The organism is Salmonella sp. SAL00670 (assembly GCF_046552235.1).
Lineage (GTDB): Bacteria > Pseudomonadota > Gammaproteobacteria > Enterobacterales > Enterobacteriaceae > Salmonella > Salmonella enterica.
The window spans coordinates 70,731-97,320 of sequence record NZ_JBGDUO010000009.1 but is presented as its reverse complement, the minus strand read 5'-3'; the positions used below and the strand labels follow the sequence as shown (position 1 = coordinate 97,320).

24 protein-coding genes are annotated in these 26,590 nt (G+C 53.7%); 18 read left to right on the top strand and 6 right to left on the bottom strand.

Annotated elements, in window-relative coordinates:
* Positions 1–144: 144 nt before the first annotated feature.
* The 7 genes from lepA to acpS all read left to right on the top strand — a co-directional run bounded on the left by lepA (position 145) and on the right by acpS (position 6,654).
* Complete coding sequence (gene lepA / locus ACLJRS_RS21475; protein WP_000790154.1) at positions 145–1,944, top strand: translation elongation factor 4; 1,800 nt, start codon at positions 145–147, stop codon at positions 1,942–1,944.
* Between the two features lie 16 nt (positions 1,945–1,960).
* Positions 1,961–2,935 (top strand): signal peptidase I, encoded by a 975-nt coding sequence (gene lepB, locus ACLJRS_RS21470; protein ID WP_000002559.1) that lies wholly within the window; start codon positions 1,961–1,963, stop codon positions 2,933–2,935.
* A 273-nt stretch (positions 2,936–3,208) separates the two neighbouring features.
* On the top strand, positions 3,209–3,889 hold the full coding sequence (gene rnc, locus ACLJRS_RS21465) for a ribonuclease III (protein WP_001068341.1): 681 nt from the start codon (positions 3,209–3,211) through the stop codon (positions 3,887–3,889).
* Positions 3,886–4,791, top strand: coding sequence for a GTPase Era (era, locus tag ACLJRS_RS21460; protein ID WP_000102232.1), 906 nt, complete (start codon positions 3,886–3,888; stop codon positions 4,789–4,791). The genes rnc and era overlap by 4 nt, the downstream gene beginning before the upstream one ends.
* An 11-nt stretch (positions 4,792–4,802) precedes the next feature.
* On the top strand, positions 4,803–5,531 hold the full coding sequence (gene recO / locus ACLJRS_RS21455; RefSeq protein WP_000399380.1) for a DNA repair protein RecO: 729 nt from the start codon (positions 4,803–4,805) through the stop codon (positions 5,529–5,531).
* A gap of 11 nt (positions 5,532–5,542) precedes the next feature.
* On the top strand, positions 5,543–6,274 hold the full coding sequence (gene pdxJ, locus ACLJRS_RS21450; protein WP_000818972.1) for a pyridoxine 5'-phosphate synthase: 732 nt from the start codon (positions 5,543–5,545) through the stop codon (positions 6,272–6,274).
* The gene (gene acpS, locus ACLJRS_RS21445) at positions 6,274–6,654 is read left to right on the top strand and encodes a holo-ACP synthase (RefSeq protein WP_000986042.1); all 381 of its coding nucleotides are present in this window, start codon (positions 6,274–6,276) and stop codon (positions 6,652–6,654) included. The genes pdxJ and acpS overlap by 1 nt, the downstream gene beginning before the upstream one ends.
* Before the next feature lie 111 nt (positions 6,655–6,765).
* Here acpS and ACLJRS_RS21440 read toward each other — a convergent pair whose 3' ends face one another.
* Positions 6,766–7,026 (bottom strand): YfhL family 4Fe-4S dicluster ferredoxin, encoded by a 261-nt coding sequence (locus ACLJRS_RS21440; RefSeq protein ID WP_001196291.1) that lies wholly within the window; start codon positions 7,024–7,026, stop codon positions 6,766–6,768.
* A 37-nt stretch (positions 7,027–7,063) separates the two neighbouring features.
* Entirely contained in the window at positions 7,064–7,990 is a 927-nt protein-coding gene (locus tag ACLJRS_RS21435) for a LysR family transcriptional regulator (protein ID WP_001022472.1), read from the bottom strand.
* 115 nt (positions 7,991–8,105) lie between these two features.
* On the opposite strand from ACLJRS_RS21435, the gene ACLJRS_RS21430 reads away from it, so the two are divergent.
* Together ACLJRS_RS21430 and ACLJRS_RS21425 are read left to right on the top strand one after the other, a co-directional pair.
* Positions 8,106–9,302, top strand: a complete 1,197-nt coding sequence (locus ACLJRS_RS21430; RefSeq protein ID WP_001276364.1) for an OFA family MFS transporter — start codon at positions 8,106–8,108, stop codon at positions 9,300–9,302.
* Positions 9,303–9,323: 21 nt separating this feature from the next.
* Complete coding sequence (locus tag ACLJRS_RS21425) at positions 9,324–10,241, top strand: oxidoreductase (RefSeq protein WP_000684023.1); 918 nt, start codon at positions 9,324–9,326, stop codon at positions 10,239–10,241.
* Positions 10,242–10,279: 38 nt separating this feature from the next.
* Here the strand turns inward: ACLJRS_RS21425 and ACLJRS_RS21420 are convergent, their stop codons facing one another.
* Positions 10,280–11,128 (bottom strand): MurR/RpiR family transcriptional regulator, encoded by an 849-nt coding sequence (locus ACLJRS_RS21420; RefSeq protein WP_000995694.1) that lies wholly within the window; start codon positions 11,126–11,128, stop codon positions 10,280–10,282.
* Between the two features lie 115 nt (positions 11,129–11,243).
* Here ACLJRS_RS21420 and murQ point away from each other — a divergent pair, with 115 nt between their 5' ends.
* Genes murQ through tadA form a run of 4 tightly spaced genes read left to right on the top strand, consistent with a single transcriptional unit; the run spans position 11,244 to position 14,724 of the window.
* The gene (murQ, locus tag ACLJRS_RS21415) at positions 11,244–12,137 is read left to right on the top strand and encodes an N-acetylmuramic acid 6-phosphate etherase (protein WP_001048530.1); all 894 of its coding nucleotides are present in this window, start codon (positions 11,244–11,246) and stop codon (positions 12,135–12,137) included.
* Positions 12,138–12,147: 10 nt separating this feature from the next.
* Entirely contained in the window at positions 12,148–13,509 is a 1,362-nt protein-coding gene (locus ACLJRS_RS21410; protein WP_000361663.1) for a PTS transporter subunit EIIC, read from the top strand.
* Between the two features lie 3 nt (positions 13,510–13,512).
* A complete protein-coding gene (yfhb, locus tag ACLJRS_RS21405; protein ID WP_000253558.1) occupies positions 13,513–14,148 on the top strand; it encodes a phosphatidylglycerophosphatase C in 636 nt (211 codons plus the stop codon).
* 24 nt (positions 14,149–14,172) lie between these two features.
* Positions 14,173–14,724 carry a tRNA adenosine(34) deaminase TadA gene (gene tadA, locus ACLJRS_RS21400; protein WP_001134566.1) on the top strand — a complete coding sequence of 184 codons (552 nt, stop codon included), beginning with the start codon at positions 14,173–14,175 and terminating at the stop codon, positions 14,722–14,724.
* 50 nt (positions 14,725–14,774) lie between these two features.
* Here tadA and mltF read toward each other — a convergent pair whose 3' ends face one another.
* Positions 14,775–16,319, bottom strand: a complete 1,545-nt coding sequence (mltF, locus tag ACLJRS_RS21395) for a membrane-bound lytic murein transglycosylase MltF (protein ID WP_000734248.1) — start codon at positions 16,317–16,319, stop codon at positions 14,775–14,777.
* On the bottom strand, positions 16,320–16,550 hold the full coding sequence (locus ACLJRS_RS21390; RefSeq protein WP_001667158.1) for a hypothetical protein: 231 nt from the start codon (positions 16,548–16,550) through the stop codon (positions 16,320–16,322). It lies immediately after the preceding gene.
* Positions 16,551–16,574: 24 nt separating this feature from the next.
* Between ACLJRS_RS21390 and purL the strand changes: the two genes are divergently transcribed.
* The 5 genes from purL to glnB all read left to right on the top strand — a co-directional run bounded on the left by purL (position 16,575) and on the right by glnB (position 25,057).
* Positions 16,575–20,462: a phosphoribosylformylglycinamidine synthase gene (gene purL, locus ACLJRS_RS21385; protein ID WP_000970062.1), complete on the top strand. Its 3,888-nt coding sequence runs from the start codon at positions 16,575–16,577 to the stop codon at positions 20,460–20,462.
* Between the two features lie 649 nt (positions 20,463–21,111).
* Positions 21,112–22,542 (top strand): two component system sensor histidine kinase QseE/GlrK, encoded by a 1,431-nt coding sequence (gene qseE / locus ACLJRS_RS21380; protein ID WP_001670672.1) that lies wholly within the window; start codon positions 21,112–21,114, stop codon positions 22,540–22,542.
* 1 nt (position 22,543) lies between these two features.
* Positions 22,544–23,308 (top strand): two-component system QseEF-associated lipoprotein QseG, encoded by a 765-nt coding sequence (gene qseG / locus ACLJRS_RS21375; RefSeq protein ID WP_001054239.1) that lies wholly within the window; start codon positions 22,544–22,546, stop codon positions 23,306–23,308.
* Positions 23,308–24,642 carry a two-component system response regulator GlrR gene (gene glrR / locus ACLJRS_RS21370; protein ID WP_024131115.1) on the top strand — a complete coding sequence of 445 codons (1,335 nt, stop codon included), beginning with the start codon at positions 23,308–23,310 and terminating at the stop codon, positions 24,640–24,642. Before qseG ends, glrR begins: the two co-directional genes overlap by 1 nt.
* 76 nt (positions 24,643–24,718) lie before the next feature.
* The gene (glnB, locus tag ACLJRS_RS21365) at positions 24,719–25,057 is read left to right on the top strand and encodes a nitrogen regulatory protein P-II (RefSeq protein ID WP_000717694.1); all 339 of its coding nucleotides are present in this window, start codon (positions 24,719–24,721) and stop codon (positions 25,055–25,057) included.
* 48 nt (positions 25,058–25,105) lie between these two features.
* Here the strand turns inward: glnB and dtpD are convergent, their stop codons facing one another.
* Positions 25,106–26,566, bottom strand: coding sequence for a dipeptide permease DtpD (gene dtpD / locus ACLJRS_RS21360; RefSeq protein ID WP_000856793.1), 1,461 nt, complete (start codon positions 26,564–26,566; stop codon positions 25,106–25,108).
* Positions 26,567–26,590 lie beyond the last annotated feature (24 nt).

Genomic DNA, 26,590 nt, shown 5'->3' with positions numbered 1-26,590 from the left:
TCCCGCTCTCCTTACACTATGAACATTTCCTCGCCTTAGCGTTGTAGTGTAGAATGCGGCGTTTCAGTTAAAACAGACGTTAAGCTCAGAACAGCGACCTCTAAAGTCTGGTCAACCAGGCGTAAGGCATAATAATTTATCTCTATGAAGAACATACGTAACTTTTCGATCATTGCTCACATTGACCACGGTAAATCGACGCTGTCTGACCGTATTATCCAAATCTGCGGTGGCCTGTCTGACCGTGAAATGGAAGCTCAGGTACTTGATTCGATGGATCTTGAGCGTGAGCGCGGTATTACTATTAAAGCCCAGAGTGTGACGCTGGATTTTAAAGCGTCTGATGGTGAAACTTATCAACTGAACTTTATCGACACGCCGGGACACGTTGACTTTTCCTATGAAGTTTCCCGTTCGTTAGCCGCCTGCGAGGGCGCGCTGCTGGTGGTGGATGCCGGCCAGGGCGTAGAAGCGCAAACGTTGGCGAACTGCTACACCGCGATGGAAATGGATCTTGAAGTGGTGCCGGTGCTTAACAAGATTGACCTGCCGGCCGCCGATCCGGAGCGTGTGGCGGAAGAAATCGAAGACATTGTCGGTATCGATGCGACGGACGCGGTACGCTGCTCCGCCAAAACGGGTGTCGGCGTGACGGATGTTCTGGAACGCCTGGTGCGCGATATCCCGCCGCCGCAAGGCGATCCGGACGGCCCGCTGCAGGCGCTGATTATTGACTCCTGGTTCGATAACTACCTGGGCGTGGTATCGCTGGTGCGTATTAAAAACGGCACCATGCGTAAAGGCGACAAAATTAAAGTGATGAGCACCGGGCAGACCTACAACGCTGACCGCCTGGGGATCTTCACGCCAAAACAGGTTGATCGTACCGAGCTGAAGTGCGGCGAAGTAGGCTGGCTGGTCTGCGCCATTAAAGATATCCTCGGCGCGCCGGTTGGCGATACCTTAACCTCAGCGCGTAACCCAGCGGAAAAAGCGTTGCCGGGCTTTAAGAAGGTGAAACCGCAGGTCTATGCAGGTCTGTTCCCGGTCAGCTCCGACGATTATGAAAGTTTCCGCGACGCGCTCGGCAAGCTGAGCCTGAACGATGCCTCACTGTTTTATGAACCGGAAAGCTCCTCGGCGCTGGGCTTTGGTTTCCGCTGCGGCTTCCTCGGCCTGTTGCACATGGAGATCATTCAGGAGCGTCTGGAACGCGAATACGATCTGGATCTGATCACCACTGCGCCGACCGTGGTTTATGAAGTAGAAACAACGGCGAAAGAGACTATCTATGTTGATAGCCCCTCCAAGCTGCCGCCGTTGAATAACATTTATGAACTGCGCGAGCCTATCGCCGAGTGTCATATGCTGTTACCACAAGCCTATTTAGGTAACGTTATTACGCTGTGTATTGAGAAACGCGGCGTACAAACTAACATGGTGTATCACGGTAACCAGGTCGCGTTGACCTATGAAATCCCGATGGCGGAAGTGGTGCTCGACTTCTTTGACCGTCTGAAATCAACGTCGCGCGGCTATGCGTCTCTGGATTATAACTTCAAGCGCTTCCAGGCTTCCGATATGGTGCGTGTTGATGTGTTAATCAACAACGAGCGTGTCGATGCGCTGGCGCTGATCACGCACCGTGATAACTCGCAAAGCCGTGGTCGCGAGCTGGTGGAGAAGATGAAAGATTTGATTCCACGCCAGCAGTTTGATATCGCGATTCAGGCGGCGATTGGTACGCATATTATTGCCCGTTCGACGGTAAAACAGTTACGTAAAAACGTGCTGGCGAAGTGCTACGGCGGCGATATCAGTCGTAAGAAAAAACTGCTGCAGAAACAGAAAGAAGGTAAGAAACGCATGAAGCAGATCGGTAACGTCGAGCTGCCTCAGGAGGCGTTCCTCGCCATTCTGCATGTCGGTAAAGACAATAAATAATCCCTAAGGAGTTGGCATGGCGAACATGTTTGCCCTGATTCTGGTGATAGCCACACTGGTGACGGGCATTTTATGGTGCGTTGATAAGTTTGTTTTCGCGCCAAAACGTCGGGCGCGCCAGGCTGCCGCGCAAACGGCGTCGGGAGATGCGCTGGATAACGCTACGCTCAATAAAGTGGCGCCTAAGCCGGGCTGGCTGGAGACCGGGGCATCGGTTTTCCCGGTTCTGGCGATCGTTCTGATCGTTCGTTCATTTCTTTATGAACCCTTTCAGATCCCGTCAGGCTCAATGATGCCGACACTGCTTATCGGCGATTTTATTCTGGTGGAAAAATTTGCCTACGGCATTAAAGATCCGATCTACCAGAAAACCCTGATTGAAACCGGTCATCCAAAGCGCGGGGATATTGTGGTATTTAAATATCCGGAAGATCCTAAGTTAGATTACATCAAACGCGCCGTCGGTTTGCCGGGCGATAAAATCACTTATGATCCGGTTGCAAAAGAGGTGACGATTCAGCCTGGCTGTAGCTCCGGTCAGGCGTGCGAAAATGCGCTGCCGGTTACCTACTCTAACGTTGAGCCGAGCGATTTTGTACAGACTTTTGCCCGCCGTAACGGCGGAGAAGCGACCAGCGGTTTCTTTGAAGTTCCGCTAAACGAGACGAAAGAAAACGGCATTCGCCTGACCGAACGTAAAGAGACGTTGGGCGATGTGACGCACCGCATCCTGATGGTGCCGATAGCTCAGGATCAGTTGGGCATGTATTACCAACAGCCAGGACAACCGCTGGCGACCTGGGTTGTACCGCCGGGACAATATTTCATGATGGGCGACAACCGCGATAACAGCGCGGATAGCCGTTACTGGGGATTTGTTCCGGAAGCGAATCTGGTCGGTAAAGCGGTCGCTATCTGGATGAGCTTTGACAAGCAGGAAGGGGAGTGGCCGACAGGCGTACGCCTGAGTCGTATCGGCGGTATTCACTAACTGTGATGAAATGATCGTTCACGCTGCCGTCTTTTTAGCGGCAGCGTGAATTATTTCCTGGATAAATTCCCTAAGACTAACGACATCCCCTGTCGTTGTGTATAGAATATTCCCCCGAAGTTTTAGGTTGGCGCCGTTTGGTCGCCACGGCACACGAAACAGCGTTGGTTATAGACAACCTTCTTTCCGCTGCAGCGATGCGGCAGGACAGATGACGTGTATCAGGTCTGTTTCGTGTGCTGGATTGTTGACGCATTCATTTATTGGTATCGCATGAACCCCATCGTAATTAATCGGCTTCAACGGAAGCTGGGCTACACTTTTAATCATCAGGAGCTGTTGCAGCAGGCATTAACTCACCGCAGCGCCAGCAGTAAACATAACGAACGCCTGGAATTTTTAGGCGATTCAATCCTGAGCTTCGTTATCGCTAACGCGCTTTATCACCGTTTTCCACGGGTGGATGAGGGAGATATGAGCCGTATGCGCGCCACGTTGGTACGTGGTAATACGCTGGCGGAATTAGCCCGTGAATTTGATTTAGGCGAGTGCCTGCGTTTAGGGCCGGGCGAATTAAAAAGCGGCGGATTCCGTCGGGAGTCCATTCTGGCGGACACCGTTGAAGCGTTAATCGGCGGAGTATTTCTCGATAGTAATATCCAGACCGTCGAGCAGTTAATCCTTAACTGGTATAAAACCCGTCTGGATGAGATAAGTCCGGGCGATAAACAAAAAGATCCGAAAACGCGCTTGCAGGAGTATTTGCAGGGTCGCCATCTGCCGCTGCCATCTTACCTGGTTGTGCAGGTACGCGGCGAGGCGCACGATCAGGAATTTACTATCCACTGCCAGGTCAGCGGCCTGAGCGAACCGGTGGTTGGCACGGGTTCCAGCCGTCGTAAGGCGGAGCAGGCTGCCGCCGAACAGGCGCTGAAAAAACTGGAGTTGGAATGAGCACTGACAAAACTTACTGCGGATTTATTGCCATCGTCGGACGTCCGAACGTTGGCAAATCCACCTTGCTGAACAAACTGCTTGGGCAGAAGATTTCGATCACTTCCCGTAAAGCGCAGACCACGCGCCACCGCATTGTCGGTATTCATACCGAAGGCCCGTATCAGGCAATCTATGTCGATACCCCGGGTCTGCATATGGAAGAAAAGCGCGCCATTAACCGTTTGATGAATAAGGCGGCGAGCAGTTCGATTGGCGACGTTGAGCTGGTGATTTTCGTTGTGGAAGGCACCCGTTGGACGCCGGACGACGAAATGGTCCTGAACAAACTGCGCGATGGCAAAGCACCGGTTATTCTCGCCGTTAACAAGGTGGATAACGTGCAGGAAAAAGTCGATTTGCTGCCGCACCTCCAGTTCCTGGCAAGCCAGATGAACTTTCTTGATATCGTACCGATCTCTGCTGAAACGGGTATGAACGTCGATACCATTGCCGGTATCGTGCGTAAACATTTACCGGAAGCGATTCACCACTTCCCGGAAGATTACATCACCGATCGCTCTCAGCGCTTTATGGCGTCTGAAATCATCCGTGAAAAGCTGATGCGTTTTCTCGGCGCCGAGCTGCCGTATTCCGTTACCGTTGAGATTGAACGTTTTGTTACCAACGAACGCGGCGGCTATGATATCAATGGGCTGATCCTCGTCGAGCGCGAAGGGCAGAAGAAGATGGTGATTGGCAACAAAGGCGCCAAAATCAAAACCATTGGTATTGAAGCGCGTAAAGACATGCAGGAGATGTTTGAAGCGCCGGTACACCTGGAACTGTGGGTGAAAGTGAAATCCGGCTGGGCCGATGACGAACGCGCTCTGCGCAGTCTCGGTTACGTAGACGATCTGTGAGTTAACACAGCGTGGAAGGGTGGCAGCGCGCATTTGTCCTGCACAGTCGCCCCTGGAGCGAAACCAGCCTGATGCTGGACGTCTTCACGGAAGAATCGGGGCGAGTGCGCCTTGTCGCCAAAGGCGCGCGATCTAAACGTTCCAATTTGAAAGGCGCGTTACAGCCTTTTACACCGTTATTGTTACGCTACAGCGGACGCGGCGAGGTGAAAACCCTGCGCAGCGCCGAGGCAGTTTCTCTGGCGCTGCCGTTAAGCGGTATTACGCTCTATAGCGGCCTGTATATCAACGAACTCCTCTCTCGCGTACTGGAATATGAAACGCGCTTCTCCGAACTCTTTTTTGATTATCTGAACTGTATTCAGGCGCTGGCGGGAACCACCGGCTCGCCTGAACCGGCGTTGCGACGTTTCGAACTGGCGTTGCTGGGTCATCTGGGGTATGGCGTCAATTTCACCCACTGTGCAGGCAGCGGCGAACGGGTGGATGACACCATGACCTACCGTTACCGCGAAGAAAAAGGCTTTTTCGCCAGCGTCGTCATCGATAACAACACCTTTACCGGACGGCACCTGAAAGCGCTGGAGGCGCGGGAATTTCCGGATGTAGATACCCTGCGTGCCGCTAAACGCTTTACCCGTATGGCATTAAAGCCGTATCTTGGGGGAAAACCGTTAAAAAGCCGGGAGCTGTTCCGGCAATTTATGCCCAAACGCACAGTAAAAACGAAGAAAGATTAACGAGGATTGTCATGGCTGAATTACTGTTAGGCGTCAATATTGACCACATTGCCACGTTACGTAATGCGCGCGGCACCGACTATCCGGATCCGGTACAGGCGGCGTTTATTGCTGAACAGGCAGGCGCGGACGGCATTACCGTACACCTGCGCGAAGATCGTCGCCACATTACCGATCGCGATGTGCGCATTCTGCGTCAGACGCTGCATACGCGTATGAATCTGGAGATGGCGGTGACCGAAGAGATGCTGGCGATCGCCGTAGAAACCAGGCCGCATTTCTGTTGTCTGGTGCCGGAAAAACGCCAGGAAGTCACCACCGAAGGCGGTCTGGATGTGGCCGGACAGCGCGATAAAATGCGTGATGCCTGTGCGCGCCTGGCGGCGGCTGGCATCCAGGTTTCGCTCTTTATCGATGCCGATGAAACGCAAATCAACGCGGCGGCGGAAGTCGGCGCGCCGTTTATCGAAATCCATACCGGCTGCTACGCCAACGCAGAAACCGATGCGGAACAGGCAAAAGAGCTGGCGCGTATTGCCAGCGCCGCGACCCTGGCGGCCCGTCTGGGGCTAAAAGTAAATGCGGGTCATGGCCTGACTTACCATAACGTCAAAGCTATTGCCGCACTGCCGGAAATGCACGAGCTCAATATCGGTCATGCCATTATTGGTCGGGCAGTGATGACGGGGCTGAAAGAGGCGGTGGCTGAAATGAAACGTTTGATGCTGGAAGCGCGCGGCTAATGGCGATTCTCGGCCTGGGAACGGATATTGTAGAGATTGCCCGCATTGAGGCAGTGATCTCCCGTTCCGGCGAACGTCTGGCAAGGCGTGTGCTCAGTGACAACGAGTGGGCTATCTGGGAGACGCATCAGCAGCCGGTGCGTTTTCTCGCCAAGCGTTTTGCGGTCAAAGAGGCGGCAGCGAAAGCTTTTGGCACCGGCATCCGCAACGGTCTGGCGTTCAATCAGTTCGAAGTGTTTAACGATGAGCTGGGAAAACCACGTTTGCGGCTGTGGGGCGAGGCGTTAATTCTGGCGGAAAAACTCGGTGTGGCGCACATGCATGTCACGTTGGCCGATGAACGCCATTACGCCTGCGCTACGGTCATTCTGGAGAGTTAGATTTGCCGGATGGCGGCGTAAACACGTTATCTGACCTACAGGCCGATATATTGTCGGCCTGATAAGCATAGCGCCATCAGGCATTGTTGCGTTGGAAGTGCGTTAACCCGCTTACAGTTTATCTGCGTGATGCATCAGAACAAACTTATCCCACAACTGTTCTTCGGTTTCGACATGGGCGGGATCCTGCAAAATCGTATTGGGGATCGGGCAGACTTTCTGACAGGTCGGCGTTTCGTAATGGCCTACACACTCGGTGCATTTGTCGCTGTTAATCTCATAAATGCTGTCGCCCATTGAAATCGCCTCATTCGGGCACTCCGGCTCGCACATATCGCAATTGATACATTTTTTGGTGATTAACAGCGCCATCAGGAAATTCTCAGAAACAACACAAATCGGGCGGGCATTATACGCCTATTTTCTGCTCGGGCCAGCTCTTTTCTGGCGCTGATTTGTTATCTACAGTGTAAAAATTTTTGATCTGCTTGAGCAGGCAGATGGTTGCGTTATCCAGTGAAAGGTCATTACTGTGCACCAGCATGACAGGAATAAAGAATGCGGGGATGCCCAGTGAAACCAGGCGAACATTTTTGGGTGTCGATAAATGGGTTAGCGAGCGGGTAATAAATGCGATGCCAATCTGCGCTTCGGCATACTCAAGGCATGAGTAGTGGTTATCCAGTTCGCAGATGACGTTAGGAACGACTTTGCGGTTATTAAATTCTGTGGTGATGATCCCTCTTAATAGCAGAGAGTCATTAAGCACGATAATGGGCTGGTCGTTTAAATCTTTTAAATGCAGACGTTCGCGTGTCGCCAGAGGATGAGAAAGTGGGATTGCAGCGATAATTTCATCTTCAAACAGCATGGTCGAGCTTAGCTGGGCAGGGAGCGCTGTTCGATAAACAATGCCAATATCAACGGCGCTATCCGTCAGCTTTTTAATGGTTTGCTCAGTTGAGAACTCTTTAACATTTAAAGATATTTCCGGATGGTGCGCCATAAAGCTGCGAAAAGCAGGCAGAACCAGGTAGCTGCCTGACACCCCGATTGAAATAGTATCGCGCTGTTGATCCTGATAGGGAAGAAGTTCATTTTCGGCATTTTTTAAATCCAGCATTATTTTGTTAGCGTGTCGTTGCAAAATAATGCCTGCTTTTGTTAATTTAATTCCTCTACCTTTTCGCTTAAATAATATTGTTTTAAGTGATGACTCAAGTTGTTTGATTTGCTGACTTAATGATGGCTGAGTGATAAACAGGCGACTGGCTGCCCGACCATAATGTAATTCATCACACAATATCAGGAAGGAGTGTAGTTGTTTGATATTCATTAAAATTTAATGCCAATCGATTGGGTTTTGTTATAACGATTATAAAAAATACCAAATTGTTTGCCTATTTTGCTTTTTTTAAACTGTGATCAGTGCATTTTAAAAAGGGAAAATTATGTCGGCATCAATCAACCGCTGGGGAATGCTTGCCGCTCACGTGTGCATCAATTTTGTGCTCGGGGGCGTCTACGCATTTAGCTATTTCAAAACACCACTCATGGCGCAATATCACTGGGATCCGGCTACGCTGGCGTTAGCATTCTCTATCAACATGGGGATCATTCCTTTACCGATGATTTGGGGCGGGAGAATGATCGACAATGGTAAAGGAAAGCAGGCGATAGTTATCGGCGGTATCCTGTTTTCTTTAGGTTTTATCTTGTCCGGGTTTGTGGATAATTTGCCCATGCTGTTTTTAACCTACGGCGTCATTGCCGGGTTGGGATCGGGCCTGGCTTTTACGGGTAATCTTAATAATATTCTGAAATTTTTCCCTGACCGTCGCGGTCTTGCCAGCGGTATCGTACTGGCGGGTGTTGGCGTCGGGACGCTACTTTGCACCCGCCTGGCCGAATATTTTATGGCGCAAACTCACGATGTTAGTCGGGCGTTGTTATATCTTGGTATTGTTTATCTGGTGGTTATTTTTATCGTCCAGTTCTTTATTCGTAGCGCGCCAGCAAAAGATAGCGGAGGAATTAAAGCGTCGCCACTGGATAAAGACTATCGGCACATGCTGAAAGATCTGCGCTTCTGGCTGCTGTTTATGATTCTGGCGCTGGGCGTGTTCTCTGGGATGGTAATTAGCTCAAGCTCTGCGCAAATTGGTATGACGCAGTACGGTTTACTGTCCGGTGCATTAGTCGTTAGCCTGGTCTCGATATTTAACTCGATCGGTCGCCTGTTCTGGGGAGGGTTAACCGATAAATTAGGCGGCTATAATACGCTGGTTATTGTTTACCTCTTTACCTGCTTGTGTATGCTGCTGTTATTTTTCTTCAATGGCAATACTTCGGTATTTTATTTCAGCGCTCTGGGCGTGGGCTTTGCTTATGCCGGTATATTAGTTATCTTCCCTGGTTTGACCAGCCAGAATTTTGGTATGCGTAACCAGGGGCTAAACTACGGCTTTATGTATTTTGGTTTTGCCGTCGGTGCGGTTATTGCTCCTTACGTCACGTCCGCTATTGCAAAATATACCGGAAGCTACAATACAGTATTTATTTTGACAACGGTGCTGTTGCTTATTGGAGTCGTGTTGACCCTGATAACGAAAAAATATGTCGCAACGGTTTTAGCCAAAATTCATTAATCAGATAATAAGGAAATAAAAATGAAAATTGCAATCGCAGGTGCAGGCGCTATGGGATGTCGTTTTGGCTATATGCTGCTGGAGGCCGGGCACGACGTGACGCTTATCGATGGTTGGCAGGAGCATGTCGACGCTATTCGTAGCAAGGGGTTGTTTGTCGAAACGGAAACGACTCAGAAGTATTACCCCATCCCTGCTATGTTGGCTGATGAATCCCAGGGGGAGTTTGAGCTGGTTATTCTGTTTACCAAAGCCATGCAGTTGGATAGCATGTTACAGCGTATTAAGCCGCTGCTGCCAGCCGCGAAGGTCGTGATGATTTTATCTAACGGCCTGGGAAATATCGAAACCCTGGAGAAATATGTCGATCGGCAGAAAATCTATGCGGGTGTGACGTTATGGTCCAGCGAACTGGAGGGGGCTGGGCATATTATGGCCACCGGTACCGGAACGATTGAACTGCAGCCGATAGCCAGCCAGGATTCGGCTCAAGAGGCTAAGGTCATTGCCACCCTTAATAGCGCTGGATTGAATGCTGAAATAAGCCCTGACGTATTATTATCGATCTGGAAGAAAGCAGCCTTTAATAGCGTAATGAACACCTATTGCGCGCTACTGGATTGTAATGTCGGCGGATTTGGTCAGCGGCCTGGTGCTTTAGATTTAGCGCAAGCGGTAGTTGATGAGTTTGTGTTAGTTGCTGCCAGCCAGAATATTCCGTTGACTGAGCAAATGGTGATGAATACGGTGAAGAAAGTGTTCGATCCGCGTGAGAGCGGCCACCACTATCCTTCTATGCATCAGGATTTACATAAAGGCCGACTAACTGAAATCGATTATTTAAATGGTGCGATTGCGCGAATCGGCGCTCAGAACAATATTGCTGTACCGGTTAACACACTCCTGACGCAATTGATTCACGCTAAAGAAGCGCAATAAACTTGATGGCTCTTCTGCATGAGGCGGAAGAGCCATTTTCAAACCAGTTTTTTTACCAGCGCCTCGCTATGGCGAATACGCTCCGGCGCCCGCTCTAAATCCTGTTGTACCAGCGCCATAAACAGTAAGTCGGTCAACATCATTTGCGCATGTGTTGAGGAGATAGCGGCGCTGCGCGTCGCCTGCTCTTCAGCAATCGTATACAGACAGCGGGTGGCGCGCTGCTGCAAGGCGTTGGGAGAAAAACCGGTAATGGCCAGGATCTTCGCGCCTGCGCGTAATGTTTCGTCCGCCGCCAGGTTCAGCTCGCGCCGCTCCCCGGAATAAGAGATCGCCAGCAGCAGATCCTCCGGCGCCAGCGCCTGCACCGTCGCCAGCAGGGCGTGCATATCGCGCTCAACCACCGCGTTAATGCCAATCTTCAGTAGCTTCCAGGCAAAATTTTGCGCCACCAGCCCAGAGGCGCCAATCCCGGTGATCACAATACGTCGGGCGTGGCGCAGCATCGTGACGCTTTCTAACAGCTTTTCTTCACTGTTAACGTCCAGCGTGGCGTGCATTGCCGCCACATTCTCTTTAATTAATTTTTCCCCGACCAGGCGCATCGGATCGTCGCCGCGAATCTGGTTATGAACGGGAACGGAATGCGGATTAGGATTGCTGGCCAACGCTTCGCTGATAGCCAGTTTCAATGCCGGAAACCCTTTAAACCCCAGTTTTTGCGCGAACTTGACTACGCTGGATTGGCTGACGCCCGCTTCGGCCGCCAGTTGCTGCGAGCTCAGATGCCGCGCCGTATCCGGTTGCGCGAGCAGATAATCCGCCAGTTTCCTGTCGCTTTGCGCGAGATCCGGATAACGCTGGCGAATACGAATCAAACAGTTCATGAGCAGCTCCTGCGAAACGTGATGGCGACGACAAAACGAAATTTCACTCGCCTGGGGGAATATTCTATTCCATCATGGACGCTTATTATGAATTAAAAATTCCAGAGGGACAAAAATGAATCTTGGTACCTTAGTGTCTGAAACCCGTAACCCGCAAACGATGGATCTGGATGCGTTGCCTACTCCTGAATTAGTTAAGCGTTTTAATGAACAGGATACGCTGGTAGCGGAAGCAGTAAAAGCCACTCTGCCTGACGTTGCGCGTGCGGTTGATGCCGCGGCGGCGGCGCTGAAGTCTGGCGGACGTATCATCTATATGGGCGCGGGCACCAGTGGTCGGCTTGGCGTACTGGATGCCTCAGAATGCCCCCCGACGTTTGGCGTTCCGCACGGTCTGGTCGTCGGGCTGATTGCCGGCGGGCCGGGCGCGTTGTTGAAAGCGGTCGAAGGCGCGGAAGACAGCCAACAGGCAGGCGAAGACGATCTTGTCGCACTAAATCTGCAAGAACAGGATCTGGTCGTGGGGCTCGCGGCGTCGGGTCGTACACCCTATGTGATTGGCGGCCTGCGCTATGCGCGACAGTCCGGTTGTACCACTGTTGCCGTCTCCTGTAATCCAGATTCGCCTATTGCGCGGGAGGCTAATATCGCTATTTCGCCCGTTGTCGGGCCGGAAGCGCTTACCGGCTCCACGCGGCTGAAATCCGGCACCGCGCAGAAAATGGTGCTCAATATGATTTCTACCGGCGCGATGGTGAAATTCGGCAAGGTCTATCAAAACCTGATGGTGGATATGAAAGCCACCAACGTCAAACTGGTCGATCGCGCGTGTCGGATGGTCGTTGAAGCGACCGGGATAGGTCGTGAAGAAGCAGAAGCGTTGCTGAAACAGACCGATTTTGAGGTTAAGCCCGCCATTTTGATGGCGCTTACGGGGCTGGATGCTGCAGCCGCCAGGGAAAAACTCGCCGCTCATCAGGGCTTTTTAAGGGCGGCGTTAGAACACTAAAGAGGTGTGTATGGATAAGACGGCAGCGCTCGCCAGCGACATTTTACGTGGTATCGGCGGAGAGCAAAATATTCTGCGCCTGGAAAACTGTATGACGCGAGTCAGGGTGGAGGTACAGGACGACAGCCAACTGGATATTCCGCGCTTAAAAGCGTTGCCTGGCGTCAGTGGATACGTAAAGCAAGGGGAGCAACATCAGCTGATCGTTGGGCCGGGGAAGGCTGCGCAGGTGGTTGATGCGATGCGCGTGCAGATTGCCGCAGGTGGTGTAAAGCCGGACGATGCTATGGCGCGTACCAAATCCGAGGCGAAAGCGAAGTATAAAGCGCCGATGAGCGATGCGTTGCGTAAGCTGGCGAATGTTTTTATACCGCTTATCCCCGCCTTTATCGCATCCGGCTTGATTACCGGCATTATCAACATTCTTAAACGTCCGGATATCGTCGGCGATGTTGCCGTCCACTATCCTAACCTGCTGGGCCTGATGGGGATATTTGGTAGCGCGGTATTCGCTATCATGAACATTCTTGTTGGCGTCAATACCGCGAAAGTCTTTGGCGGATCGCAGGCGTTAGGCGGCGTGATGGCGGGGATCCTTTCCAGCCCGCAACTGGCGCAGATTACGCTCTTTGGCGAGGTGCTTCAGCCGGGACGGGGCGGCGTTATCGCCGTCCTGCTGGTGGTGGCGTTAATGTGCTGGATTGAGCGCCAGTTCCGTAAGCTGCTGCCGGGGTCGCTGGAGTTAATTCTTAACCCTTTATTGACGACTGTTATCACCGGCGCGGTAGCGATTGTCGCTCTGCAACCGCTTGGCGGCTGGATTTCAGACGCTATCGCTCACGGCGCGTCCTGGGCTATCGATCGCGGCGGTTTTCTGGTGGGCGCGGTGTTAGCCGGAACCTTCCTGCCGTTGGTACTGACCGGGCTGCATCAGGGGCTGGTGCCTATTCATGTGGAGCTGGTGCAAGCGCACGGCTATAACGCGCTGTTTCCCATCCTGGCGATGGCGGGCGTTGGTCAGATAGGCGCGGCCATTGCCGTACTGATGAAAACCCGCAATGCGCGGCTCAAAAAGGTGATTAAAGGCGCGCTTCCGGTCGGACTGCTGGGGATTGGCGAGCCGCTGATTTTTGGCGTCACGCTGCCATTGGGTAAGCCATTTATTGGCGCTTGCCTCGGCGGCGCGGTAGGCGGGGCGTTGATCAGCTACTGGAAAGTGGCGACGGTAATTACCTTTGGTATTTCCGGTTTGCCGCTGGCATTAACAATTGTTGCCGGAAAAGTCCTGTTCTATCTGTTAGGCTATTTAATAGCGGTAATTGCCGGGTTTATTTTTACCTGGCTGCTGGGGTTCAATGATCCAGAGGAGTAAGGTTTGGTCAGCCACGAGCGTCGTGTCGTCTTTTTTGATTTGGATGGAACGTTACATCAACAGGATATGTTCGGCAGTTTTCTGCGTTATTTGCTGCGCCGTCAGCCGCTAAATGCGCTGCTCGTACTGCCGCTGTTGCCCATTATCGGTATCGGTTTACTGGTAAAAGGGCGTGCGGCCCGCTGGCCGATGAGTCTGTTATTGTGGGGCTGTACTTTTGGCCATAGCGAAACGCGTTTGCAGGCGCATCAGGCGGATTTTGTCCGTTGGTTTCGCGCTAACGTCACGGCGTTTCCGGTAGTACAGGAGCGTCTGACCACCTATCTATTGAGCTCTGACGCGGATATCTGGCTTATTACCGGTTCTCCGCAATCATTGGTAGAGCAAGTCTATTTTGATACGCCGTGGCTGCCGCGCGTTAACCTCATCGCCAGCCAGATGGCGCGGCGGTATGGCGGCTGGGTATTAACCGTGCGCTGTCTGGGCCATGAAAAAGTCGCGCAACTGGAACGTAAAATCGGTACGCCGCTGCGTCTTTATAGCGGCTACAGCGACAGCAAACAGGATAACCCGCTGCTTTATTTTTGCCAGCATCGCTGGCGGGTGACGCCGCACGGCGAGTTGCAGCAGCTCGAATAGTGAAACGCATAGCGTCTGTGTATAATGCCGCCCGCTTTCATTACCGGAGTTACCTCTTTGTCTGATGTCGAATTAGATCACGAATACTGGATGCGCCACGCGCTGACGCTGGCGAAACGCGCCTGGGACGAACGCGAGGTTCCGGTTGGCGCGGTATTGGTGCATAACCATCGCGTCATTGGCGAAGGCTGGAACCGACCCATTGGCCGCCACGATCCTACTGCGCACGCTGAAATAATGGCGCTGCGTCAGGGCGGTCTGGTATTGCAGAATTATCGGTTACTGGATACCACGCTGTATGTCACGCTGGAACCCTGTGTGATGTGCGCAGGCGCTATGGTGCATAGCCGCATTGGACGCGTTGTCTTTGGCGCGCGCGATGCAAAAACCGGCGCGGCCGGATCGCTAATTGACGTGCTGCACCATCCGGGAATGAATCACCGGGTCGAGATTATTGAAGGGGTGCTGCGCGATGAATGTGCGACGCTGCTCAGTGATTTTTTCCGTATGCGTCGTCAGGAAATTAAAGCTCTGAAGAAAGCCGACCGTGCGGAAGGCGCGGGGCCGGCAGTATAGCGCAATGCCGGATAAGACGTTGCGCGTCGCCATCCGATAAGACCATCGCGCTATTTTTCTTCTTTCTTCTGCGGCGTAAACAGTAAAGACGGCGAATGCGTCAGGTAGCCTGATGACTGCGATAAAAACGACAGGAAGGGGAAGGGGGCTTTATTCAGCTCCTCCGGCGACACCGCCGGGTAATCCTGCGCCAGTTTCATAGCTTCCGCTTCCTGCTTTTCTTTTTCCTGCAAATACCCCACCAAACTTATCTGGTATTTACGGATATTTTCCACATAAGCATAAGCCTCATGTCCACGCGCGTAACCGTAGGTTAGCTTACTGTAATACGGTTTTTGGCTTAACAGAGGCAAACGCTGCTTCACATCGGTCCAGCTATCCGGATTGCCTTTGGTTTTTACCGTCAGCGATCTGGCATCGAGCATGTGCGCATAACCCATATTGTAGGCAGCTAAGGCAAACCAGATACGCTCGTCTTCCGGAACGGTTTCGGGAACTTTAGCCATCATATCTTCAAGATAGCGAGCGCCGCCGCTGATGCTTTGCTCCGCATCGGTACGGTCGGTCAGCCCCAGACTTTGGGCGGTATTTTTAGTCAGCATCATCAGGCCGCGCACGCCGGTTGGCGAGGTCGCCAGCGGGTCCCAGTGTGATTCTTGATAAGAAATCGCCGCCAGCAGGCGCCAGTCTATCTCTTTGGCATATTTTTTAAATAACGGTTCCAGCTCCGGCAGGACGTTATCTACCGCTCGCAGGAAAGAGCGGGTATCAACGTAGTCGAAATCATCGCCATGTCCCAGATATTTCTCTTCGATCCGCGCCAACGACCCGTCTTCATTGATCGAATTGAAAAAATCGAGCAGCGCGGCGGAGAGCGTATTATCGTCGTCCAGTCGGCTAAACCAGGTCACGGGCTGTTCATCCGTGACATCCAGCGCCACGGCCAGCTCGGGATGAACGCGCTGAAACAGACTGATCGCCACTGAATCGGCAATGGTGTAATCCAGTTTGCCGCTGATGACCTCTTCCAGCAGCGTCGTCGAGCCTTTTTTATCATCCACTTTCCAGCTCAGGTCGGGAAACTTTGTCTCTTTTAAACGCTGTAAGTCATTGACCACGACGTGCCCTGGCGCAATGGTAAGCTGATTCTCGTTAACGGTCGCCAGCGAACGTGGGCGATATTGTCCGACCCGGTAGACGAGCTGTTGCGAAACCGAATAATACATGGGACCAGGCTGATAGTTTTTAACGCGCGCGCTGTCGTAGACCAGCCCTGCCGCGAGCAGGTCGGCATTGCCGTTATCGAGATCGTCAAACAACTGGCTGATATTCTGGCGCACCGTCACTTTCAGCTTCACGCCGAGATAGTTGGCGAACTGCTGCGCCAGTTCATAGTCCAGACCATATTTTTTACCGTTGATAACGGAATAGGTTAATGGCGAGTCGATCGTACTGACGCGCAGTACCCCCCGGGCTTGAATCGCGGCGATATGGTTTTCGGTTTTACCGAACCAGGGGATTGAGGGCCAAAGGGCTGCTGCCAGCAGCAGCGTCAATATGCCGATGAACAGATAATTAATCTTTAATTTTTTCAATTAGTTAATTCTCTGGATCGTGCGTTGCCTCGGGCTGAAAAAGATGTTTTGCTGCAATAGATAAGTCATTAATGAGCGGCATTTTGCGTAACAATGCGCCAGTTGGCAACTTATTCGCAACGATAGCCGCACCGTATGACAAGAAAAAGCGGTGATTTTATTTCTACGCAAACGGTTTCGTCGGCGCGTCAGATTCTTTATAATGACGGCCGTTTCCCCCCTTGCGCACACCGAAGCTTAGAAGACGAGAGACTTATGATGGAAATTCTGCGTGGTTCGCCTGCACTGTCTGCATTCCGTATCAATAAACTGCTGGCGCGCTTTCAGGCTGCCAACCTCCAGGTCCACAATTTATACGCTGAGTATGTCCATTTTGCTGACCTGAACGCCCCGTTAAATGATAGCGAGCAGGCGCAGCTTACCCGTCTGCTGCAATACGGCCCGGCGCTTAGCAGCCATACGCCGGCGGGTAAACTCCTGTTGGTCACACCGCGTCCTGGTACCATCTCCCCCTGGTCTTCAAAAGCAACGGATATCGCCCACAACTGCGGCCTGCAACAGGTTGATCGGCTGGAGCGCGGCGTAGCGTACTATATCGAGGCTTCGACGTTGACGGCGGAACAGTGGCGACAAGTGGCCGCAGAGCTGCACGACCGTATGATGGAGACGGTGTTCCCTTCTTTAACCGATGCGGAAAAACTGTTTATCCACCATCAGCCTGCGCCGGTTTCCAGTGTCGATCTGCTGGGAGAAGGCCGTCAGGCGTTAATTGACGCCAACCTGCGTCTCGGTCTGGCGCTGGCGGAAGATGAAATCGACTATTTGCAGGAGGCGTTTACCAAACTGGGGCGCAACCCGAACGATATTGAACTGTACATGTTCGCCCAGGCGAACTCCGAGCACTGCCGCCACAAGATTTTTAACGCCGACTGGATTATCGACGGTAAACCGCAGCCGAAGTCGCTGTTTAAAATGATTAAAAACACCTTCGAAACCACGCCGGACTATGTGCTCTCTGCCTATAAAGACAATGCCGCGGTGATGGAAGGATCTGCGGTGGGGCGCTACTTCGCCGACCACAATACCGGCCGTTACGATTTTCATCAGGAGCCCGCGCACATTCTGATGAAGGTCGAAACGCATAACCACCCAACCGCCATCTCTCCGTGGCCGGGGGCGGCGACCGGTTCCGGCGGCGAAATTCGTGATGAAGGCGCCACCGGGCGTGGCGCGAAACCAAAAGCCGGGCTGGTGGGCTTCTCCGTTTCCAACCTGCGTATTCCGGGCTTTGAACAGCCGTGGGAAGAGGATTTTGGCAAGCCGGAACGTATTGTCACCGCGCTGGATATCATGACCGAAGGTCCGCTGGGCGGCGCGGCGTTTAACAACGAATTTGGTCGCCCGGCGCTGACCGGCTACTTCCGTACTTATGAAGAGAAAGTGAACAGCCACAATGGCGAAGAGCTGCGCGGCTATCATAAGCCGATCATGCTGGCGGGCGGGATCGGTAATATCCGCGCCGATCACGTGCAGAAAGGCGAGATCGTCGTCGGCGCGAAGCTGATCGTCCTTGGCGGCCCGGCGATGAATATCGGCCTCGGCGGCGGCGCGGCATCGTCAATGGCTTCCGGCCAGTCTGATGCGGATCTCGATTTTGCCTCTGTTCAGCGCGATAACCCGGAAATGGAGCGTCGTTGCCAGGAGGTGATCGACCGCTGCTGGCAGTTGGGCGACGCCAACCCAATCCTGTTTATCCATGATGTGGGCGCGGGCGGTCTCTCCAATGCGATGCCGGAGCTGGTAAGCGACGGCGGGCGCGGCGGGAAATTCGAACTGCGCGACATTCTTAGCGACGAGCCGGGCATGAGCCCGCTGGAAATCTGGTGTAACGAATCCCAGGAGCGCTATGTGCTGGCGGTCGCGGCTGACCAGTTGCCGCTGTTCGATGAACTGTGTAAGCGCGAACGCGCGCCGTATGCGGTCATTGGCGACGCTACCGAAGAACAGCATCTTTCGTTGCATGATAACCATTTCGACAATCAGCCGATCGACCTGCCGCTGGATGTCCTGCTGGGCAAAACGCCGAAAATGACCCGCGATGTGCAAACATTGAAGGCGAAAGGCGATGCGCTGAACCGCGCGGATATCACGATTGCCGACGCGGTAAATCGTGTTCTGCATCTGCCGACCGTGGCGGAAAAAACCTTCCTTGTCACTATTGGCGACCGTACCGTCACCGGTATGGTGGCGCGTGACCAGATGGTTGGCCCGTGGCAGGTCCCGGTGGCTGACTGCGCGGTCACTACCGCCAGCCTCGACAGCTACTACGGCGAAGCGATGTCGATTGGCGAGCGCGCGCCGGTGGCGCTGCTGGACTTTGCCGCCTCCGCCCGTCTGGCCGTCGGTGAAGCGTTGACTAACATTGCCGCGACGCAGATTGGCGATATCAAGCGCATTAAGCTTTCCGCTAACTGGATGGCGGCAGCCGGTCATCCTGGCGAAGATGCCGGTTTATATGACGCGGTTAAAGCGGTGGGAGAGGAACTCTGTCCGCAGCTTGGCCTGACGATTCCGGTGGGCAAAGATTCGATGTCGATGAAAACCCGCTGGCAGGAAGGCAACGAACAGCGCGAAATGACCTCGCCGCTGTCGCTGGTGATTTCCGCGTTTGCCCGCGTGGAAGACGTGCGTCACACCCTTACGCCGCAGCTGTCAACGGAAGATAACGCCTTGTTGCTGATCGATCTTGGCAAGGGCCACAACGCGCTGGGCGCAACGGCGCTGGCGCAGGTCTATCGTCAGCTTGGCGACAAACCCGCGGACGTGCGTGACGTCGCGCAACTGAAAGGCTTCTATGACGCCATGCAGGCGCTGGTCGCTGCGCGTAAATTACTGGCCTGGCACGACCGTTCCGACGGCGGTCTGCTGGTGACGCTGGCCGAGATGGCCTTTGCCGGCCACTGCGGCGTGCAGGTCGATATCGCCGCGCTGGGCGATGACCATCTGGCCGCACTGTTCAACGAGGAGCTGGGCGGCGTGATTCAGGTACGCGCTGAAGACAGAGACGCGGTCGAAGCGCTGTTGGCGCAGTACGGTCTTGCTGACTGCGTCCACTACCTTGGTCAGGCCCTGGCTGGCGATCGCTTTGTGATTACCGCTAATGACCAGACGGTATTCAGCGAAAGCCGCACTACGCTGCGTGTCTGGTGGGCGGAAACCACCTGGCAGATGCAGCGTCTGCGCGACAATCCGCAATGTGCTGATCAGGAACATGAGGCGAAAGCGAATGATGCCGATCCGGGCCTCAACGTGAAGCTGTCGTTTGATATTAATGAAGATATCGCCGCGCCGTACATTGCGACAGGCGCACGACCGAAAGTCGCTGTACTGCGCGAGCAGGGGGTGAACTCTCACGTGGAGATGGCGGCGGCGTTCCATCGTGCGGGCTTTGACGCGATTGACGTCCATATGAGCGACCTGCTGGGCGGTCGTATCGGTCTGGGCAACTTCCATGCGCTGGTGGCTTGCGGCGGCTTTTCCTACGGCGACGTGCTGGGGGCGGGCGAAGGCTGGGCGAAATCCATTCTGTTTAACCATCGGGTGCGCGACGAATTCGAAACCTTCTTCCATCGTCCGCAGACACTGGCGCTGGGCGTGTGCAACGGTTGCCAGATGATGTCGAATCTGCGCGAGCTGATCCCGGGCAGCGAACTGTGGCCGCGGTTTGTACGTAACCATTCTGACCGCTTCGAAGCCCGCTTCAGCCTGGTGGAAGTGACGCAAAGCCCATCGCTGCTGCTGCAAGGAATGGTAGGCTCACAGATGCCGATTGCGGTTTCCCATGGGGAAGGGCGCGTTGAGGTGCGTGACGATGCGCATCTTGCCGCGCTTGAGAGCAAAGGCCTGGTCGCCCTGCGCTACGTTGATAACTTTGGTAAGGTGACCGAAACCTATCCGGCTAACCCGAACGGTTCGCCGAACGGCATCACGGCGGTGACGACCGAAAATGGTCGGGTGACGATTATGATGCCGCATCCGGAGCGCGTATTCCGCACCGTCGCCAACTCCTGGCACCCGGAAAACTGGGGCGAGGATAGCCCGTGGATGCGTATCTTCCGTAATGCGCGTAAGCAGCTTGGTTAATTAGCCCGATAGCCATTAAGCCCCTCTTCACGAGGGGCTTTTTTGTAGACGGCGCTTATCAGGCCCACGGGGAAGCGTGGTTGTAGCTACCGTCTTGAACGTCAAGCGGTAGGCCGGATAAGGCGTTTACGCCGCCATCCGGCAATAAACTAGTGCTTATGCCGCAAGATTAAAGTGTCGGGAAATCCCGACATGAGTGGGGGATAGGTTGTCGCCAAAAAGAGACATTTAACTATTTGATTTTAAATTGTTTTATTTTTAGGTGTTGCAGGTGTTGCTGATTGGCGACAGAAAGGGCAAAAAACAGACAGAGCCATTTTTAGCATGAATAACGATATTTTTCATATCTATCATTGTGTTAACAAAGTCTTTTGAATGTTGGCACAATTACTGCATAATGATAACCAGTGGCTCATTCACCTTCTTATGTCAGCCCCTTAGGGACGCGCTACATAAACTTCGAATGACGCACAACAAGGTGCCTGCCGTCCAACTTCTGATAATAGCGTAGCTTTATCAACCTCCGGGCGAAACGTCGAGTTAGGCACCGCCTTATTCCATAACAAAGCCGGGTTTAGCCCGGCTTTGTTGTATCTGGCGCTTCCCTCGGTTAGCATCTTTTTTATTCTTCTTTTATGTGAGCGACACGTTGAAGCGCTGGTCTGTTTTCCCCCGTTCTTTACGACAATTGGTCATGCTGGCCTTTTTGCTGATCCTGCTGCCGTTGCTGGTTCTGGCCTGGCAGGCGTGGCAAAGCCTTAACGCGTTAAGCGATCAGGCTGCGGTGACTAACCGCAGCACGCTTATTGACGCCCGGCGCAGCGAGGCGATGACCAACGTCGCGCTGGAGATGGAGCGAAGCTACCGACAGTATTGCGTGCTTGACGATCCGACGCTGGCAAAAGTGTATCAAAGCCAGCGTAAGCGCTATAGCGATATGCTGGATGCCCATGCCGGCGTATTGCCGGATGATAAGTTGTATCAGGCGTTACGCCAGGATTTAAACGCGCTGGCGCAATTGCAGTGTAAAGATAGCGGCCCGGAAGCGGCAGCGGCCGCGCGTCTGGAGGCCTTTGCCAACGCTAATACGGAAATGGTGCAGGCGACGCGTACTGTGGTTTACTCGCGCGGGCAGCAGTTACAACAAGAAATCGCCGAGCGCGGACAATTTTTCGGCTGGCAGGCGCTGGTGCTATTTCTGGTGAGTCTGGCGATGGTGCTACTTTTTACCCGCATGATTATCGGGCCGGTGAAAGGAATTGAACGGATGATTAATCGCCTGGGCGAAGGCCGTTCTTTGGGGAATACCGTCACCTTTACCGGTCCGCGTGAATTACGATCGGTGGGGCAGCGCATTATCTGGCTGAGTGAGCGTCTGGCGTGGCTGGAATCCCAACGCCATCAGTTTCTACGTCACTTGTCCCATGAGCTGAAAACTCCGCTGGCCAGTATGCGCGAGGGGACAGAGCTGCTGGCCGATCAGGTGGTTGGGCCGCTGACGCCGGAGCAAAAAGAGGTGGTCGATATTCTGGATGACAGCAGTCGTAATTTACAAAAATTGATTGAGCAATTGCTTGATTACAACCGGAAACTGGTAGACAGTGCCACAGAGCTGGAAGCGGTCGATATCGCGCCGCTTGTGGATATGGTGGTTTCCGCCCACAGTTTGCCTGCCCGCGCTAAAATGATGCATACCGATGTCGACCTGGAGGCCGAACGCTGCATAGCAGAGCCCATGTTGCTGATGAGCGTGCTGGATAATCTCTATTCCAACGCGGTGCACTATGGCGCTGAATCCGGTAACATTTGTATCCGTAGTCGCTCTCAGGGCTCCACGGTTTATATCGATGTGGTTAATAGCGGCGAACCGATTCCGCAAACCGAAAGAGAAATGATTTTTGAGCCTTTTTTCCAGGGAAGCCACCAGCGAAAAGGGGCGGTAAAAGGCAGTGGGTTAGGGCTGAGTATCGCCAGAGATTGTATTCGTCGAATGCAGGGAGAGATCCAACTGGTGGATGACAACGCGCAGGAAGTTTGTTTTCGCATCTCGCTGCCATTGCCTGCATCTGACAAACACTAATATGAATTTAAGCCTGGTGCGTATGTCACACGTTTTCGTCCAAACTATTAAACGATGCCTTTTGCGGTGGGGAATACCGGTGGGCATATCGTGTCTGGCGCTGACCGCATGTGTTCCCCATGCTTCACAGCAACTGCCCGGTAGCGCAGCGCAGGACACGCTCCCCCATTATCAACTGGCGGATTATCTCCCGACGGCGTGCGCGGATATCTGGTCGCTACGCGGGCAGGCGGTGGAGACGAATCCGCTGTACTGGCTACGCACGATTGACTGCGCCGATCGTCTGATGCCGGTTCAGTCGCGCGCAGAGGCGCGCGCGTTGACGGATGATAACTGGCAAAATGCCTTCAGGCGCGGGATCTTACTGGCGGATGCAAAAATTACGCCGCCGGAGCGGCGCGCCATAGTGACCCGTCTGGAGGCGTTAAGCGCGCAAATACCGGCTCAGGTACGGCCCGTCTACCAAATCTGGCATGACGGTCAGGCGCTGCAATTAGCACTTTCTGCCGAACGTCAGCGTTATAGCAAACTCCAGCAAACGTCAGATAGTGAGCTGGATGCGCTGCGCCAGCAGCAACAGGCCTTGCAAACGCAGCTCGATCTTACCACCCGTAAGCTGGAGAGTTTAACCGATATTGAGCGCCAGCTTTCGACACGAAAACCGGCAGGGAATTACAACGCCGATACGCCGCATACGAATGACAAACCCGCGACGTCTGAAGATGGCGCGGCGCCGTCGCCGTCACAAGATGAGGTAACGCCATGATAAGCCGTAAACCGGCGCACCTGCTGCTGGTCGATGACGATCCCGGATTACTGAAATTGCTCGGTATGCGCCTGACCAGTGAAGGATACAGCGTCGTGACCGCAGAGAGCGGCCAGGAAGGACTACGGGTACTACATCGGGAAAAAGTGGATCTGGTAATAAGCGACCTGCGCATGGACGAAATGGATGGTATGCAACTGTTCACAGAAATTCAGAAAGTACAGCCGGGAATGCCGGTTATCATTCTGACGGCGCATGGTTCTATTCCGGATGCGGTGGCCGCTACCCAGAAAGGCGTATTCAGCTTTTTGACGAAGCCGATCGACAGAGACGCGTTATATAAAGCGATAGATGAAGCGCTGGAGCAGTCCGCTCCCGCGACGGACGATAGCTGGCGCAACGCTATCGTTACCCGTAGCCCGCTGATGCTGCGACTGCTTGAACAGGCGCGCATGGTCGCGCAGTCGGATGTCAGCGTATTGATTAACGGACAAAGCGGCACCGGGAAAGAGATTTTCGCACAGGCGATTCATAATGCCAGCCCGCGCAGTAACAAGCCGTTTGTCGCCATTAACTGCGGCGCGTTACCGGAACAGTTGCTGGAGTCCGAATTATTCGGCCATGCGCGCGGCGCCTTTACCGGCGCAGTGAGCAATCGTGAAGGGTTGTTCCAGGCGGCGGAAGGCGGCACGCTGTTTCTGGATGAAATTGGCGATATGCCCGCGCCGTTACAGGTGAAGCTGCTGCGGGTGTTACAGGAGCGCAAAGTCAGGCCGCTGGGCAGCAATCGCGATATTGATATCGACGTGCGAATTATTTCCGCGACGCACCGCGATCTGCCGAAGGCGATGGCGCGGGGCGAATTTCGTGAAGATTTGTACTACCGGCTGAATGTCGTGAGCCTGAAAATTCCGGCGCTGGCGGAGCGTACCGAGGATATTCCGCTGCTGGCTAATCATCTGCTCAGACAGTCGGCACAGCGGCATAAACCGTTTGTTCGCGCCTTTTCTACTGATGCAATGAAACGGCTGATGACGGCAAGCTGGCCGGGCAACGTGCGCCAACTGGTCAACGTCATTGAACAATGCGTGGCGTTAACTTCTTCGCCGGTGATCAGCGATGCGTTGGTCGAGCAGGCGCTGGAAGGCGAAAACACCGCGCTGCCAACTTTTGCCGAAGCGCGAAACCAATTTGAACTGAACTATCTGCGCAAGTTACTGCAAATTACCAAAGGTAACGTGACGCACGCGGCAAGGATGGCGGGGCGCAACCGCACGGAATTCTATAAGCTACTCTCCCGTCACGAACTGGATGCGAATGATTTCAAAGAGTAGTTTTCATGCCGTAAAGTAGCGCGAAATATGTTACGTTTAACCGATCAAAACACAGGCGACCTTTTCAAGGAATAGCATGAAAAAGATTGATGCGATTATTAAACCCTTCAAGCTGGACGATGTCCGTGAAGCGCTGGCCGAGGTAGGTATTACCGGCATGACGGTCACTGAAGTCAAAGGTTTTGGCCGTCAAAAAGGCCACACCGAGCTGTATCGCGGCGCGGAATATATGGTGGATTTTCTGCCGAAGGTAAAAATTGAAATCGTTGTGCCTGACGACATCGTGGATACCTGTGTTGATACCATCATTCGTACCGCGCAGACGGGGAAAATCGGCGACGGTAAGATCTTTGTCTTTGATGTCGCCCGCGTTATTCGTATCCGTACTGGCGAAGAAGACGACGCGGCTATCTGATGTGCCGATTCGCTGCCCGTCTCCTCCTTGTGGGCAGCGAACCACCGTTTAATCGCCCTGCGGTAGCGCCGATGTAGTCCGGGTGCAAACCCATCTCAGGCCGACAATGGCGACGATCAGCGCCACGCAACTTAGCGTCCACTCGCCCATTTGCGAGAAAAAGTGTCCGTAGGCGGCTACCGCCGTATCACTAATTTGCGATTCCGTGGTTTGTTGCGCGACCACGCCAGCCAGCCAGTTAGCGACCGCGCCGGTCGCCAGCATATAAATACCGGTCAGTACGCCCGTGACGCCAGGCAGGTTGAGGCGGGTAATTTGCGCCATCGCGACCGGATCAATAAACAGTTCCGCAAAGCCCATCAGCGCCAGCCCTGCGATCATCATTCCCATTGATGCCTGCCCGTCTAACCGGGCCTGATGCGCGTTTAGCGCCAGCAGCATAAAACCGCCGCCCATCAATACCAGCCCCACGGCAAATTTAAGCCAGACGCGCAGCACCGAGCGGGCGCTCTCTTTCGGGCTGCTCAGCCACGCCAGCACCACGCCCGCCGCCATCACCGCAATCGCATTGACCGACTGGAACAATGCGGTGGGGACGGTCATGTTTAGCCAGTGGCGGTTGACAAAACGGTCGATGAATAAACTGATCGAACTTCCGCCCTGCTGCGCCAGAACCCAGAAGAGAGTGCCGGTGATCATTAACAGAACGATTTGCCACAAGGCGCGACGGTGTTCGGGAAATTTAACCATAATACGGGCGATAAGTTGCGCCGCGAAGACGCAGACAATGGCCAGCACATAGCCAGACCAGTTATTTTCCAGCAGGAGGGTGAAGAATACCGGTGCGATACACAGCATTAATACCAGCCAACCCCAGGTTGGAAGGGCGAATTTAACCGCCCGCAGCGCGGGGCGATTAACACCGCGCGTCTGCTGAAAGTGGCGATGACCGCTTAAAAAGATGAGCAGGCCGATGAACATTCCCACGCCCGCCAGCGCAAAGCCGACATGCCAGCCATACCACTGCGCCGCCAGACCACAGGCGATCGGCGCGGCTATCGATCCAATATTCCCGGCGGCGTAGAGCAGCGAGAATCCCCCGTCGCGGCGGTTGTCATCAGGGGCGTAAAGTTCGCCCAGCAGACAGCTAATATTGGATTTAAACAAGCCGTAGCCGCAGATAATAATGGCGAGCGCCGCATATAAACTCAGCGTTGAATCAGATTCTAAGCCCAATACCACATGACCCAGCGTCATCAATAAGGCGCCGGTGATAACCGCCACGCGGTTGCCAAGCAGGCGGTCGGCAAGCCAGCCGCCAAGAATAGGGGTAACGTAAACTAAAGAGGCGTAGGCGCTGAAGAGGTTGATCGCGTGGCTGTCATTAAAACCAAGCTGGTGGGTAAGATAAAGGATGAGTAAGGCACGCATGCCGTAAAAGCTGAAGTATTCCCAAATTTGAATCGCCACGATGTAAAAAATCGCGCGCGGTTGTGAGGGTGTTTTCATAAAGTCTCCTTGCTGCGTGAAAAA